General features: G+C 43.9%; 7 protein-coding genes and 1 pseudogene. 3 read left to right on the top strand and 5 right to left on the bottom strand.

Going from position 1 to position 16,410, the window contains the following annotated elements; all coding sequences use genetic code 11:
* Window positions 1–655 precede the first annotated feature (655 nt).
* On the bottom strand, window positions 656–1,759 hold the full coding sequence (locus LEP1GSC194_RS08760) for an LIC_10091 family lipoprotein (RefSeq protein ID WP_020773307.1): 1,104 nt from the start codon (window positions 1,757–1,759) through the stop codon (window positions 656–658).
* Between the two features lies 1 nt (window position 1,760).
* Window positions 1,761–2,645 (bottom strand): formylglycine-generating enzyme family protein, encoded by an 885-nt coding sequence (locus LEP1GSC194_RS08755; protein ID WP_020773183.1) that lies wholly within the window; start codon window positions 2,643–2,645, stop codon window positions 1,761–1,763.
* Window positions 2,646–2,790: 145 nt separating this feature from the next.
* Between LEP1GSC194_RS08755 and LEP1GSC194_RS08750 the strand changes: the two genes are divergently transcribed.
* Both LEP1GSC194_RS08750 and LEP1GSC194_RS08745 read left to right on the top strand, forming a co-directional pair.
* On the top strand, window positions 2,791–4,320 hold the full coding sequence (locus tag LEP1GSC194_RS08750) for a M14 family zinc carboxypeptidase (protein WP_020773283.1): 1,530 nt from the start codon (window positions 2,791–2,793) through the stop codon (window positions 4,318–4,320).
* Window positions 4,321–5,223, top strand: coding sequence for a DMT family transporter (locus LEP1GSC194_RS08745; RefSeq protein WP_020773318.1), 903 nt, complete (start codon window positions 4,321–4,323; stop codon window positions 5,221–5,223).
* A gap of 104 nt (window positions 5,224–5,327) precedes the next feature.
* Here the strand turns inward: LEP1GSC194_RS08745 and LEP1GSC194_RS08740 are convergent, their stop codons facing one another.
* The 3 genes from LEP1GSC194_RS08740 to LEP1GSC194_RS08730 all read right to left on the bottom strand — a co-directional run bounded on the left by LEP1GSC194_RS08740 (window position 5,328) and on the right by LEP1GSC194_RS08730 (window position 8,774).
* Window positions 5,328–5,981, bottom strand: a complete 654-nt coding sequence (locus tag LEP1GSC194_RS08740) for a tetratricopeptide repeat protein (RefSeq protein ID WP_408605330.1) — start codon at window positions 5,979–5,981, stop codon at window positions 5,328–5,330.
* A 166-nt stretch (window positions 5,982–6,147) separates the two neighbouring features.
* Complete coding sequence (locus LEP1GSC194_RS08735) at window positions 6,148–7,620, bottom strand: Kelch repeat-containing protein (RefSeq protein ID WP_157229211.1); 1,473 nt, start codon at window positions 7,618–7,620, stop codon at window positions 6,148–6,150.
* Between the two features lie 275 nt (window positions 7,621–7,895).
* On the bottom strand, window positions 7,896–8,774 hold the full coding sequence (locus tag LEP1GSC194_RS08730) for an LA_3334 family protein (protein ID WP_020773230.1): 879 nt from the start codon (window positions 8,772–8,774) through the stop codon (window positions 7,896–7,898).
* A 348-nt stretch (window positions 8,775–9,122) separates the two neighbouring features.
* On the opposite strand from LEP1GSC194_RS08730, the pseudogene LEP1GSC194_RS08725 reads away from it, so the two are divergent.
* Window positions 9,123–15,671 (top strand): annotated as a pseudogene (locus LEP1GSC194_RS08725) (RHS repeat-associated core domain-containing protein); the annotation flags it as partial.
* Between the last annotated feature and the right edge of the window lie 739 nt (window positions 15,672–16,410).

Below are 16,410 nucleotides of genomic sequence, written 5' to 3'. Positions count from 1 at the left end.
GAATTGTTGGATACTGTAAATAATAAAATTAATTGAATACGAAGTTATTCTTTGAGTTCAAGTTCTTATTAAAAAAGAAAACAAAAAAAGAATTTTAAATTTTGAAATCGGATTACTTGAAGGCGATGAGTATGACGGTTGGATTATACTTAAAGAAGTGCTAATGTGATTGTCTTGATATCGCTTAGGTGATATTTTTTAAGAGGGCGGAAAGGTTCGTTTTTTATTTTAAAGGCGTATAACGCGAGCTCAAATGCGAATTTCGCAACTTCGTTGCGAGCCTACGCTTCCTATCATAACCAACCCCGCAAGTACTTGGATCTCAAGATAAATCTGTCGGAATTACGACAGATCCTCCGTGAAACTTACGCCCTGCAACGCGATCCGTAGAGAGCGTTGCATTGAGTTTCCCCTGATTTTGGGTGGTGGGGTGAATAAACTCTATTTCGCTCTCTACGGGTCGCGAAATTGGTGGAAAGGCTCGGGAGATTTTTCTCTATCAGGAAATCATACTTTTTGCAAGTAAAAAGCCCCATTCTTGTCGGAACACTTGCATATTAGATGTTAGGGACGAGTGGATAGGAATTAGGAACAGCTGCATGTTATGTACGTAAAGTCCTAACCCCTAATCACTCGCCCTTGAAACGCTTGCGTTTCATCGTGTGGGTTGGGCCGTTTTTGTTTTGTCTGTGGCGGTAGTTGTCGAAGTCGGCGCGGTAGTTACGACAGGCTCCTTGTCTACGACGGTGATCCCGTTCTTTTTATCGACGGTCCCGCCTTCCACCATAATTTGTAAGGAGCGAAGTCCCGGCTTGTCGCTTGCGAGCCATTTTTGGAAGTTGGAAATTTTTTGAACGCAGTAGTGAAAACCTCTGTCCGTGGAAATTTCGGAACCCGGGGACCAAGGAAACAGATCCTTACGAACGGAAATCGTTCTTACAACGAGAGAGTTCCCTTCGATCGGAAGATTGAGAATGGAACTTTTAAACTCCCGAGGATAAGCGAAATATTCCTCCGCGTTGCTGAAATAAACGATTCCTACCTTATGTCCAATTTTTTTCAAAGTATTTCCGATTCCGGTTAACGTGGTATTTCCGAGAAGGTTTCCGCGAACCGGTAAAATCCTTTCCTCGACCGCCAACTTGCGAATATAAGAATATTGTTCGTCGTCGGTTTGGAACATCTTGTAGTTGTATTTTTTGGAAAGCATCAGGTTGGTTTTGTGACGTTTACGGATAAACGGAGAAGCCTGTTTGTAAACCTTCTTGTAAACCTCCGGATCGGCAAGAGAGGTTTGAATCAGTTCGAGAGCTTCCTTTTCCCCTTCTTTTCCCCAAAGTCGGATGAAGTCTTCCTTCCTCTCTCCTTTTTTTAGGAAAAGAATGGTGATCGTGTTCGCGTGAACCACGATCTGAGTGAAGTCCATTAGATAAATGAAATCCGATTTTGCCCAAGCGGCGATCGTGAGGTTTTGTTCCGATCCCACTCCCACGTAAGCGTTGCCAACGTTTTGAACGTGGGGGATCAGAAGATCCAAACGGTCCTCGTTGGAAACCGTGGTATCGCCTACGTCCCATTTGGTGGGAACGAGGGTTTCTTGAGGAGTTTCCTTCAAAGTTGCGAGTTTGGAAACGAGATCCTGTTCGCTTAAGGAACGGCCTTGACTTTCTTCGATTTTTTCCGATCCGGAACAAAACGAAAAACCGACAACGAACATCGTAAGAATAAAATAAATTCTTAATTTAGAATGATTGAACATATTATTTATTTGCATCCTTTGCACAACGAAATCCGAAATGATGGTATTCCGGAAAATTTTCCGGAATATGAGATCTTCTTTTGGAACCTCTCGCGTAACTTGCGGGCCACCACCAGGAACCGCTTTTTAAAACTTTTTTCGTATGGCCCGGACAGGATTCTTTACCGTCGCAAGGCCCTTTGGGGTCCTTTCCTCTGCACGCGTCTCCGCAAACTTTGAAAGAAGGGGAATACCAATCCGCGGTCCACTCCCAGGAATTTCCGGCCATATCATACAATCCGTACATACCCGGAGCTCTTGTCCCCACGTTTGCCGTCGGCATAAGATGAGGTTTCTGCGTTTTTTTAGAGACACATCCTTTGACGTCTCCCACTTCTATGATCGCCCTTTCGCATGTCGCGGGTTCGTTTCCCCAGGGATATAAATTTCCGTTGGGTCCTCTAGCCGCTTTTTCCCATTCCGCTTCGGTCGGAAGTCTCTTACCCGCCCATGCGCAGAATTCTTTCGCCGTATACCAACTGATTCCCGCCGCGGGTTGTTTGGGGCCCAAGTACGGTTTACCATAACGTGGCCCGATGTAATTGCACTTTCCCGTTTTTAAACATTCTCCGCACTTGCCCGCGTTCCTGCATTGATCGAATTCTTCGTTTGTGACTTCGTATATATCCATGTAGAAGTCGCTCACGTAAACCTTCTCCTCGGGTTTTTCGTCCGCGTCGTGTGTGTTACTTCCTCGGATGAATTCTCCGGCAGGAATACATTTCATCCCGGTAATTTCTTTGCCTCCGCAAGAGGAGGAATCCGCAAGGAGTTTGCACATACACGCCGTGCAGACGACCGAAATCGTCGCGGTTAAAAGAAGAAGATTCCGAATTTTCGATTTCATACAAAGTCCTGTTCTAAAAGATTCCGGCGTTAAAAGGAATCTTGGTGAGGATAGACTGAAAAAGGAAACGAACAAATCAAGTATTTAAAAAAATCTCTGGATTCTTAAAGCGATCGGAACAAATTAGTTCCAATATTTTAAAAGAATGAAATCGTATTCCGTTCTTCCAGTCGGCGCCGCGTCTCTCATCGTTTGTATGAGCCTGTTCTTTTTGGTTTCCTGCGCGGGTTTCTTTCGGAAAAAAATTCCGAGTTCTCCCTTGAACGATCCGAGAAAGATGCTTCTCGTTCGGATCGAGCCCGGACGTTTGGGCGAATTTAGGGATAAAACCGGAGGAAAGTATTCCATCAGTTATCAGGAATCCGACTCTTATTATGCCGTGATGAATAAGGAGGACGTCGACAAAAGCGGATTTCCCTCTCCGGGAATCGCGGTCGTCAAACAATACTTTCCGTTTAAATATTATTCCGGAAACTATCAGGATCTCATCAACGAATCGTTCGGCGGCCTTGAGGATCTCAAAAAAGGTTATAAGGATAATATATTAAATATTCATTATTTACTCGGGGTCGCCAATCTTTATTCCAAATCGGCCCGTATGGAAGTGATCGGCAAAACCGCAAGAGGGAGGGAAATACCCGCGTTGCTTCTTACGAATACGAACGTTTCGGATACGGAGAAAATTTCCGTCCTTTTCAATTGCGCCCATCACGCCAACGAGGTCATTTCGATCGAACACTGTTACGATATCGTCTATTCCGTCCTCTCCAAACCGAAAGAATATGATGAAATTCTAAACAAGATGAAAATCTGGGTGGTTCCGATCGTCAATCCGGACGGGGCCAGACATTTTTGGCACGTGTCCAATTTGATGGGGAGAAAAAACGGTTATCCCGGAGCCGGTCCGGTCAACGACAAGTCCAATCCCGGCGTCGATATCAACAGGAATTATCCTTTTTTCTGGGGAAAAACGGGAGGGGGTTATTCCTCTCCCAACCCTTCCAATTACTTTTACAGAGGACCGTCGCCGGGGTCCGAACCGGAAACCAAGGCGATGATGGGTCTTGCCAATCGCGAAAGGTTTGCGGCGTCCATTAGCTTTCACGCATATGCAAATTGTCTGTTGATTCCATATTCGATCGATTCCTTAAACAATCCCGAGCCGGACATGGCTGGAGAATTGGGAAAAAAGATCGCCGCTTCGGTTGCAGGTTTGAATCCCGAAAAGGAATTCGAGGCGAGAAAGAACATTTATCCCATCGACGGAGTCGATCAGGATTACCTTTACTTCGCACACGGAACCCTCGCGTATCTTTTGGAAACCACACATCTAAATCCCGTATATAAGGAAGTGGAGAAGGTGAACGTTTCTTTGAGGGAATCCTGGAACGTTTTGTTAAACGAAGTCTTGGAAGGTATAAAAATTTTCCTGAAAGTCACGGACGAGTTCGGAGTTCCTCTCGAAGCGAAAATCGAAATCGAAAGGGTAAAATATTTCCAGGAAGAAGTCCGGGTTTCCAATCCGATCAACGGATTTTTCTTTCAGTTGTTTCCCGATCGAAAGGAAACAAAAATCAAAATTTCCAAAGAAGGTTACGAGCCCGTGGAAATTTTGTCCAAGCCGAGCCGAAGTTGGGAACCTCTGAAAATCATACTTAAGAAAAATAGAATATAGATGTTTCGCATCGGACAATTCGGAAACGAGGTTTATCTCATTCTCTGCACCCTGATCTGGGGAGGCACGTTTACGATGACGATCTTCGGACTCAGGGACGCGTCTCCTTCCGTATTTTTGGGCCTGCGTTTCGGGATCGCAAGTTTGGTCTTTTTTCCGTTTGTTTGGAAAGAATTCAGAAACGGTAAAGTTTGGTATTCGGGAGCGTTTTTACTCGGAATGTTTTTGTTTCTCGGATTTGCCTGTGAAACCGTAGGTCTTAAGACTACGACCGCGACCAAGTCGTCCTTTTTAATCGGAACGTTAGTCGTCATTACTCCGTTTCTCGAAGCGATTTTTAAAAGAAAAATGCCCGCAAAAGGAAATCTTTTTGGGGCCGTCGTCGTTTTTACCGGAATTTGTCTGATCTTTTTGGGTGAAATCGGAATGGAAGGTTCTTTGACGATCGCAAGCGGGGATTGGATCACTCTCGGAGGCGCGCTTTTTTTCTCTTTGTACATCATACAGATGGATCGTGTGGGCGCGGAAATTCCGATTCGGGTTTCCGTTTTTTATCAATCCTTTGTGGCGGGTTTTTTCGCTTTGGTTGCGGTGGTCGGTCTTCATATAACCGGAATCGAAGAAGCGAGATTGAATCCGAGTATGAGATTGATTCCCGGGGTTTTGTACAACGCGATTTTGGCTTCGGTCCTGACCACGTTTTTACAAACCAAATTTCAGCGTTATGTGTCACCGACTCGGGTGGGAATCATCTTTTCCTTGGAACCGGTTTTTTCCTCCATTATCGCATTTTTATTGTTAGGTGAAATATCCGGTCCGATCCGTATCGCCGGTTGTGCGATCGTTTTTGCGGGATTGGTTTCGGCCGAGTTGTTCGGAAAGGATGGGGAATCGGATCTTTAATTCCGTCGGTTTCGTTTTAAAATTTCCGCGGGTAGGACTCGACATTGGAGATGGAAGCCGTGCAAAAAAAGCGAGTGATTGAATTGTAGTTATGTCGAAAGCCATCACTTTCTTTTCCACAAAAGGAAAGTAAAAACCAAATTCAAGAGCGAGACGAGCGCAAGAACGGAAATAATTCCGAGATAGAACGTTTCTTTTTTAGAAAAGGAATCCGATTCCTTGTTAGCAGAATTAATTTCTTTGAGATTGGAAAGGGTAGAATGGAGTTCCGACTTCAAATTATCGATCGAACGATAAAGTTCGGCGTCCAAGAGAATGACCGTTTGTGGACCGGAGGGTTTACGATTTTGGGAAGAACTTTGATTCTTACTTTTCTGAATGGAGATATTTCCTAATAGTTCAATCTCCTTTTTTAACTCCTGATCGAAGGGCCATTTTTGACGTGCCTTTTGCAGGATCGCTATAGCTTTTTCAAAGTTACCTTTTTGAGCTTCTTCTCTACCCAAACCGACCCAGGCGGAAGAAAGAAGATATTCCGCGTGGTGATCGGAAGGGTTATTTGAAAGTAAGGAAATCGCTAACTTTTCGGCCTCGGAATAACGTTTTTCTTCCAACAGTTTTTTACCGTTTTCGTGACTTCCTGAATAGTCGCTGTCTTGCGAAAAAATTCCGGAAGAAAAAGTGAAAAGAAAAACGGGGATTAAAATCGATCCCAAATAAAATTTAAGAATATTATCCATTGAACTAAAGCGTTTCATTTTTTGAATATAACCAACCTCTTTTAGTGGATAGGGATTAGGAAATAGTGGTTAGAGTTTTTTTATAAGAGTAGGATCTCCTATCTCTTACTAATTTTAACGCCCTTAAACTCGTCGATTGGTAAGATCGTTTTGGACAAAAGGCGGCTACCGGTTTCATACAACGTTACCTGTCGATCCGAACGACTTTGTGGGAGTATCTTGCGCGAGGCATCTTTAGAGAATCCAGAGACCAGGTGCTTGCGATCGGATTTTGAAGACCGATGGAATAAACGGAATCCGTAGGAATGTTAAGGGCGGAAGCTCCTCCAAAGACGAATAACTTTCTCGTTTCATACGAGGCTTGAACTCCCGGATAATAAACGGAAACCGGAAGGATCGGACCGATAGCAAAGGCAAGAGTTCCGTTTTGAAAAAAATCGGTTCTGTTTGTAGTGGTAATAGACGTGATCGGTTGTAAAGTGCTCACTCCTGTAGATCCTCCGATGACCGCAATCCATTCGGGATCGGTAGGGTAGGGATCACTATTCAAAGGTTTTACACAAGCGGAACCCGCGCCGTGTCTTGCAATTGTAATCGAAGGTTCTCCGGCGGCGGAAGTGGAGTTGATGGAAGGAGAATAAGAATCGGATGTGGCTTGAGAAGTTCCGTCGTTTGTGAATCTTCCTCCCGTAAAAAAGATATTTCCATTCAGACCGCAACCGGACATGTCCGCTCTGGAAAAAATCGCAGAGAGGGAGGTATAACTTTGCCAAAGACCGGTCGGTCCGATTCCCGGAGCAAAACGAGAAACCGTATTTAAGATCGTGCCGGTTGTCATGTCGGCTGTAGTCGTTCCCGCGATGATAAAGATTTCTTCTCCTACGCTTGCGATAACTCCGCCTTGATTGGCGACGGGTATATCGGCAAGAGTTGTCCACTGATTTGTATACGGATCATAGACCTCGGTTTTTTTAGAGGCTACGTAATTGATCCCTTGTTTTTCGAGACCGCCGATGACATAGATTTTGTTTTTGTGGGAGACTATGTTTGCAAATGCGCGGGGTGTGGGAATCGAAGTTGCGGCCGGGTACCAAGTGGAAGTCACGGGATCAAAAAAATCAATCTCGGAAACGGGAGAAGCGTCTGCGCCGATTCCACCGACAACCCAAAGACCACGGGTTCGATTGGGAAAATCACTCGTCCAAGTTTTAAAAGTAAGAGGAACTCGTTGGAGTTTGTTTAAGTCAGAAGAACAAAAAACATAAGCAAGATAATCGGTGTTTGGATCCAAATTGGGAAGCGTCATCGAGTGGATATTAGAATTTTTTAAACTAGTAACAACAGATTCGATTGCGCCTTTGCCGTACAAAACGGAACCCGGAAGAGACGAAGAACATTCCCAGAAAATCGTAGCCGAACGAGGTCCTATTTGTGAAACAAAAGCCAGATTTACTTTTGCGTTTTGTGCGTCTTGAATATGAGAAAGCGGGGAATTTAAGCAGTTTGAGAATTGTAAGATTAGGGTGAAAAGAAAAGTGAAACGGGTTATTTTAAAGAGATTCCCGATTTTTAATAGGAACGCCGGTATAACGAAAGAAAAGGTTTTTGATAAGAATCCGGATCGTCTTTTTTTCAAAAGAATATGTCTCTTTGTTATTGCGAATGATTTACACTCTTTAAGAAAATTAGAATCTACATGGAACTTTTCCCAAAACCTGCAACGGTTCCTAATTCCTAACCACTCGTTTCTAACATCGAATTTGCAGGAGTTCCCACAGATTTTGTCCCTTTGACGGCTGTTCGGCTTTTGCGAGATTTTCCCATCGTTTAAAAATGTAGGAGTTCCCACATTTTTGTGAAACTCAGGCAAAGGTTCGTATATAAGAGCTAAAATCTCCAAACGATTTAGGAACGCCGGTATAACGAAAGAAATCATAACAATAACCCCCAAGAGATACGAATTCCGGATCTACAAAGTGAATCTCCGGATTCAAACGCGCACTGTGACCTGACTCCAAGCCTGAGACGAGAACCGTTTGCGAACTCCCAGGCCCAACCGAATTCCCCTAAAACTTCCGGATCGGTTCCGTTATACGAACGAGAATCGTTTTTCCATTGAACCGAGGTTACACCTCCGCCTAACAAGAAGTAGGGGGCGGACGATCCGAATTGTTTTCCGAAATACAAAGATTGATTCCAAAGAGAAACGGAGCCGGAAACACCGGGTGCGACGGAATACTCGGAAAGAAATCCGAAAAACCAAAGCGGATGATTTAAAAAACCTTTTTCGATAAAGAACCCAAGACCGGCGGTTCCGGGGTTGTTCTTGTTCCAAGATCCGTGATTTGACTGAAAGAGAAGACTTCCGCCTACATAGAGTAGGTTTTCACCCGAACGCCCGGAGAGATATTTGTCGGGTAAGTCGGGAGATTCCGTTTCGGATTCTAAGGAACTTGCGTTTAGATTTTGAATCTTGGATTTTTCGACTTCTACAAACCCTAGCTCGGTTCGAAATACAAGCCTGTCTTTTTTCTTTTCAACGATGATTCCTCGAATGGATGAGCCATCCGTTAAACGAAATTCGGAATAATTGTAAGAGGATTCAGGGCCTTTTTTCTGATAATCGATCCTTTGAATCTCGGATTTTGGGATTCTGTATTGTCGCCCTTTCCAACGAAGATTAATCACGTCCGCGCTTTCGTTGATTTCTTCGATTAAGAACGCTTCCCCCGATTTTAAAAGAAGTTCGGAAGCGAATAGGGGAGGGAAAAGGTGCAAAATACATGCAAGAATTAGAATATAATATTTCATTTTGACTTTCACTGGATAGAACTCTTGAAAAAGTTAAAACCAGGAGTCTAAAATATGTCTTTCTTGTAAATAGAATATTAATTTTATTTCAGAGATAGGGACCTTGTGATTAAATCACTTTATAAAAAGTCAAACGTACTTGAAAATGACCAGTCGCATACGTTATGCGAAAATTATAATTCAAAAATACAAAACTAGATCTAAAAATCAAAAAATCATTCCTAGAAATAACTTGTTTGTGTAAAAGTGACAAAAATATCACAAAATAAAGCGGTATTTCCCGTTAGGTGAACTTGATTGAAGGGATGTGCGGCTTAAAGAACAGAAGATTAGAACAGGGGTTTTTAAATGAAATTACGATTTGTTGGAATTGTTTTCTTCGGATTATCGATCCTTTTCATACTTAACTTTTCTCTTTTAAACGGAATTTCTAATATATTCAACGCTGTGGCTTCCGCAATCGCGGGTGGAATTCCTCAAAAACTTCCTATAATACAAGCGGGTCCCGACGGGTCGGCATCAACTCAAGTAGAAATAGAAATCCCACCCGGTAAAGTGATTCCGGAGCTTTCCCTTTCGTATAACTCAAACGGAGGAAACGGAGTCGTGGGATACGGTTGGAGTTTAAACGGAGTTCCGACCATTTCCAGAAATCCATCCACTGGAATCAATTACAACGGAAGCGACTCGTATATTTCCGGTTTGGCGGGGGAGTTGTTAGACATAAGCGGGAATAAAACCAAATATCATAGTAAAAAAGAATCTTGGGTGCTGTATGAACCGCAAGGAACTTGTGGGGACGGACCTTGTACTTGGATCGCCACGGACAAAGACGGGAAAAGATTTATTTTCGGAGGTAGTATCGATTCTAGAATTCCGGCACTTGGAAGAACCGCCGGATCGATTCGAGAATGGGCTTTAAGCAGAGAAGAGGATTCACACGGAAACGGATACGATATAACCTACACGCCGATTGATGTGACAAACGGAGACTATTATCCGAATACAATCACGTATAACGACAGAACGATTCGGTTTAACTACGAAAATCGAAACGACAAAATCCCGAATTATTCTTTAGGAACTTTGATTAGAACTCAAAGAAGACTCAACACGATCGATGTTCTTGTCGGAGGAACGACGTTTCGGACCTACGACTTGGATTATACAACCGGACCCGTAACCGGGAGATCCGTTTTACAAAAGATCAAACGATCGGGAAGTAACACGTTCGGGAGCGAGAATTTTGCGGATCTGAATTTTACATATACGAACCACTCTGGGAATTTTTCGCCCGGAAACATAGACTACCAAACACTGAGTAATACGATATCGATGGCCGTCTTTATGCCGAATATTGCATTAGATATATTGAATGTATATTTTAACGGAGGGCTACCGTATCATCCATCTGCGCTCGATTCTAATGTGGACGCGTCCTTGCAATACATCGTAAAAGTTCCCGTCCCGGATCGAAACGCGTGTAATTTGGGATTTGCGTCTTGTTTGTGTGCGGCTCTTCCTCTTTGTTGGGGCGGGAATGCCGGTTTTTTCAATTATCTAGCTGGTAACTGTCTCAGTTTTTTGAGTTGGGGCGGACCGGGAGCTTGCGACAACGGAGTAGATTCCGCGTTGACCGCGTGGTTACCGATGGATTTAAACGGAGACGGAATTCTTGACTTTGCGACCTTAAACGGAAACGAAACAAACGGATCGATTCATTTGGTAGGACATATCCAAAGGATCGGACAAGGTCCTGTAACATTCAACGGTCCTAATATTCCAATTCATTACAATACCTATTATCAACCCGTGGACTTAAACGGGGACGGAAAGACCGATTTCGCGTATGAAGACGGAGGCCAGCTCTGGGCGGTTTATTCCACAGGAGGAAACTTTAGTTCTCCGGTAGCTTTTGGAAATGTGAGTCTTGCGGGATCGAATCGGGACATGAAGGTATTCAGCCCTTATGAATACAGGTTTCAATATTCACCGAGTAATACCACGCCACTTGCGAGCAATCGGGCGACGTCCGATTTTTTTGCGGATATGAACGGGGACGATCTGACCGACTTTGTACATTCCAACGGAGGAAGTTTTTCGATCTATATCAATCGGGAAACTTACTTCGACAATCCGATTGTGATCGGAGGAGGTAACGACTTCTATATCAATTCGATGATCGATATGACCGGAGACGGTAAATCGGATTATGTGCAGCTCATTGCGACGTATGACAATTCCACATTGACGACCTTACAAGCTCAAAAGGCCGCGTTAGACGTTTTGATGGCACAGTATCAAGTCGATCATGCAAGAGTGAAAGCGGTTGCGGATCTTTATCCCTTGGCCCTTGGGGTGACGGTGGACGCGAACGAATTTCAGTATATGATCGATTACTTAAATACGAACGGTTATGATCCTCTTGCCGATTTTTGGGAATCCAACGGAAGCGGGTATGCGTATAATTCATCCGAAATCGGAAATTTACAAACCAGTTTAGAGAATATCGTAAGCGCAAAGATGAACTTTGTGGGACAACAGAGTCAGGCGATCAACATACAAATCGCCTCGATCTATGCACAAGGAACGTTAGGTCAAGCGACGTACGCGCTTCAAGTGAGAACTTTCAATACAAGTAACGGAACGTCTCAGGTTCAAACCTTTCCGATTTCTAATTCTATCGACGCGGATAGAAGTACCCTTGCGGACGTGAACGGGGACGGGGCTTTGGATTTTGTTTCTTTTATCGGGACTCAAGTTTCGGTTTCTATTTTTACGGGAAACGGATTTGCGCCACCCGTGGTTACGGGCTTAAACGCTGGAAACGGAAAGAATTTAGTTCAGTTTAATTTCGGAGAAGTAAACGGAGACGGACTTTCGGATTTAGTTTTATTTAATAGAGAAAGTCATATAATCGAAACCTATCTTTCGAGAGGTGACGGCGGTTTTACTTTGAGCGGAGGTTATTCGTTCGGAGGATTTTCCACTCAGGAATATACGGATTCTAACGGGATTGAAAGATCGGATTTGTATCAGATTTCTCTGCAAGATATCAATCTGGACGGAATTTCGGACGTAAGCATTGCGTTTCTTTCTACGGACAAAAACGTGGGTAAAATTTATTATCGAACCAATACAGCGAGAAGTTCAGGGGAAGATATGCTCCTTTCTACTTCAAACGGAGCGGGTCAAAGTTCGAGTGTTCAGTACGGACTTAAAAACTCACATCCGGGAGCGGTTAACGTAGGTTCCGGAAACTATCCGGACATGCCTAACTTGTCTCCGGGATATCTTGCGGTTCAAACCACTCAAGGGTTAAGCGCGGGGATTTCTAAAACTACGGCGTATCAATACACAAACGCAAGACAGTGTTTAGGAATTCGTACTGTTTCGAGAAGTTTAGGATTTGCTTCCGTGCGAGAAACGGACGTAAACACCGGATTTTATTCCATCACGGATTTTTTTCAAAACGACATTCGTTTGGCGGGAACTCCGGGGACTACGAGAAGTTACAACGCGTCCGGAAACTTAACCGGAACTACTACCCATTCAGGCTTTAGTTTCCCAAATCCTTTCGGGACAGAAATTGCAGTTCCGGGAGTCGTGACTACGAATGATTACAGTAACGGAAATTTAATTGCGACTTCGACAAAGTCTTATTCTTACGACGCTTATGGATTTGTCACGAGTGAAATAGAGAGTTTGGGTTCCCATGCAATTACAAATACTTCTCAATACGCGCATGATACAACAACTTGGAGAATGGGAAGGGTTTTGCGTAAGAGAAAGAACGTAGACGGGACTTGGGTGGCGGACACACAACTCGGATATACGGGAGACAATCTCACTTCTCAGACGGAATTTCCGTCGAGTGCTTCTCCTTTAACGACTACGTTTGGGTATGATTCTTTCGGGAATGTGATTTCGATTACGGAACCAAATGGAGCGGTATCCGCGATTTCGTATGACGCGGTTTTGAATCTTTTCCCGGTCACAAAAACGAACGCCCTCGGACACGTAACGACCACCGCGTATGATCTTGCGACTGGACTTGAAACTTCTTTAACCGATGCAAATGGGGCCGTGACTTTAACCGGCTATGACGCGTATGGAAGGAAGACGAGTGTAACGTATCCGGGGGAGGGGAGTCCGAACGAAACGTACGCATATACAAACACAGGAGAGTATGATTTAGCGAATTTGAATAACAACGAATTTGTTACAAAAACGATTCGGGAGAACGTAAGCGGGAATACGAGTACGACTAGAATATTTACCGATCCCTTGGGCAATACGATTCGAAGCGAAAGTAACACTGCATTTGCAGGAGTGAACTCGATCGAGGAAAGTCTTTATGACTATACAAAAGGCCAACTGATACGCAAATCCAACGAATACTATACCAGTATCGCGCCTCAATACACGAATTTTCAATACAATGATCCCGACGGAGAACTGACATCGATTACGGAACCGAGTCCCGGCGGCGGAGTAATTACGACTAACGTAACGAGAACGGCATTTACCGAAACAAAAACAAGCACCTATCCGGACGGACAAACCAAAACGGAAGTCGTTACTAAAAACGAACTCGGACAAACGATGAGTAAAAGCGAAAACGGAAGAACGATTTCCTACACCTATTCTCCGTTTGGCGGAGTGAATACGGTGACGGACGTGGGCGGTCTTACGACCACATTTACATACAATTCTTTAGGAAGAAGGGTTTCTACACAAGATCCGAATTCGAGAACAATCAATTATTCTTACAACTCCTTGGGGCGGTTGTCTTCTCAAACCGACGCTCGTGGTAAGACGATTAGTTTTAGCTACGACATACTCGGTAGGCCGCTGACTCAGACGACAAATGGTCCCGAAGCCCCCGTGCAATACGCGTACGATGATGGAAATGTTCCATATTCTAAAGGGCGCGTAACGCAAATAACGGACGGAGCGGGAATTACAAAGTTTTTCTACAACCGAAGAGGGGAGACGATCCAAAAGACGAAGTATGTGGATGATATAACGGCGATTTTCAAAAGGGACTACGACTCACTCGGAAGGCCGATTACGGAAACACTTCCGGACGGAACGAAACTGCACAATTTCTATTCGCCTAACGGAACGTTGTCGAGCATTACGATGGATTCGGCGGACGGCACAAGCACCGGACACACTGTAGTCAGCTATCAAGGGCCGTATTTAGATGCAAACGGAGTTCCGTCTGTGAGACGCGTAACCGGAAACGGTGTGACGATGGAAATCGGGTTTGAGCCGCTGGACAAAAAACCTTTGAGCGTGGTTTCTAAAAAACCGGACGGAAGTGTGATCGGCAACACTGAATTAACGTATGATTCCAAAGGGAATATTACAAGAATTGAAGACAAATTGAACCCGACGAGAACCCAGGACTTTACGTTGGACAATTTAGGAAGGGTGACTCAGGCAAGTGGGAAATACGGAACTCAGAATTTTGGCTTTTCAGCCAACGGAAATCTCATTCAAAAAGGCGCCTACACGTTAGGATATACAGACGGAAGTCACGCCAATGCGGTGACAACGGCCACAAGTACAAATACGGGAACGTTAAGCTACGGATATGACGCGAGCGGAAACATGGTTTCGAGAAACGGGGATACACTTCGTTACGATAGCTATGGAAAACTAATCGAATTGACCCCGTATGCAACGAGCAGCTCGATCAGCAATACTTACGACTTTCAAGGAAACCGAGTTAAGTCGGTATCGGATATATCTCTGATTTCAACCTATACTTTGGGGGAAAATTACGAAATCGTAAGAACTCCTGGAGTAGCGGAGAGACATACTTTGTATGTGAGAGGATTGCAGGGTGATTTGGTCGCTCAGTGGACGAGAGATGATGCGGCATTGCAGATCGCGGATGCAAGTTCAAGTCCAGAGTCAAGTGAAAATTCTATCGGATCGTTTGTGGGAACTCCCGTGAATTTGTTTTGCAAGGACATAGTAGGGGATTGCGGTAAATACTGGAAAAACCGGTTGAAATCCGAGTTTATTGGAATATTCGGATATTCTAAATACTTTCAGGCCGGAGTTCCGACCCAGTATTACAGCGCGTTTTATTTCTTGCTTTTATTAGGAGTTTGTTATTTATCGTATCCTTATTTTCTCCGAGGGAACGAATTACTGCAAAGACTGAGTTGGCGCGGCGTCGGAACTCCTGCGCTGGTCCTTGCAATGTTTGTCGTAACATCCTTACCGGGTTGTGGAGTGTTGCCGGGAACCGGTGGCAAAGAAGGTGATCCCCCTTGGATCTTGGCAATGGGCGCAAACGTAGCACCGGGAACGCCGAATATCCAAAATCCGGGAGTAGGGATGACCGGCGGCGGATCTGTCGGAGGAATGCCGGTAACCGGAATGTATTTTTTTCATCCGGATCATTTGGGATCGATTCAAATGATTACGGACGGAGCGGGGAACCCTGCATCGGGTCCGGAACCAGGAGTTAGCTATGTTTCTTACGAACCTTACGGATCGATCAATCGAAACGACTCCTATGGTCCTGATATATTCCGTTACAAGTTTACGGGACAAATCGAAGACAAGGACACGGGTCTTTACTATTACAAATCTCGTTATTACGAACCGATTCTTGGTAGATTCTTACAGGCGGATTCTGTTGTAATGCCGACTAACGTGAACGGTATGAATCGTTACATGTATGTGGACGGGAATCCAGTAAGTTATCGCGATCCGAGCGGTCATGTTAGCGGTGCCGGTCTTATGCACATGGTGAACCGGATCGTTGGTCATGCAATGGGGAAGGATTTTAATTCGAATGGTCTCGACAAGAGATTGAGCACGAGCGGAATTTCGAAAGGTGTGAATCGATTTGTGCATAACGCGACGTTTATTCCGAAAGGTAGGTTGTTCTTTGATGGTAAGAAGGTATTCGGGATTAATAAGTTTAATAGATGGATAAATCACGGACAGGGTCAATACGGCAGAACATCTAAAGGGTTAGCGTGGTCGTTCACCATGGCATACGCAAGTTCTGCGGATTGTATTCAATCAAACGGTAAAGATTTCTGTGAGTTATTAAGAAGAATTTCTGCTGAAGTCTATAACAGAGAAGAGGATCAATATGATAGAGGACCGACTGAAATATTTGGGCTTGGTTGGTGGGATTGGAAGATAAGGCCGACCCCGGAGGATGACAGTAAAGGAAAGTTGGCACTTGTTTGCGCTTATTATAATATTAAAGAAGGACATGTCTGTGGAATATCGGATTAAGATAAAAAAATATTTTTATATTTCAACCTCCACGTTACTTATCGTAGTAGGGGGTAGCTGTATGACTGATAAGCAGAGTTGTTATTCTCATGCTTCAGATAGATTTAAGGAATGTATGTTTAGATTCCAATTTTTGAAAACCGTTTCATCTGAAGACATAGGAGATTATGATTTATTGTATACAAGCTGCTCAAGCTATGTGCGTAAAGAATTGAGCTGTCCGGATGAAGATAGTGTAATTCCTATAAATCCGAAACGTTAATATTGAGTTAGTCGTAGTTTTAAGGATAAGATAATTAGTATATTAGAATGAGGACTAATTTAATAATAGTTTTATTTATCCATATAACTTGCTTTTCTG

Origin of the sequence: Leptospira alstonii serovar Sichuan str. 79601 (genome assembly GCF_000347175.1) — a bacterium.
GTDB lineage: Bacteria > Spirochaetota > Leptospiria > Leptospirales > Leptospiraceae > Leptospira > Leptospira alstonii.
This window is presented reverse-complemented; position numbering and strand designations above follow the sequence as displayed.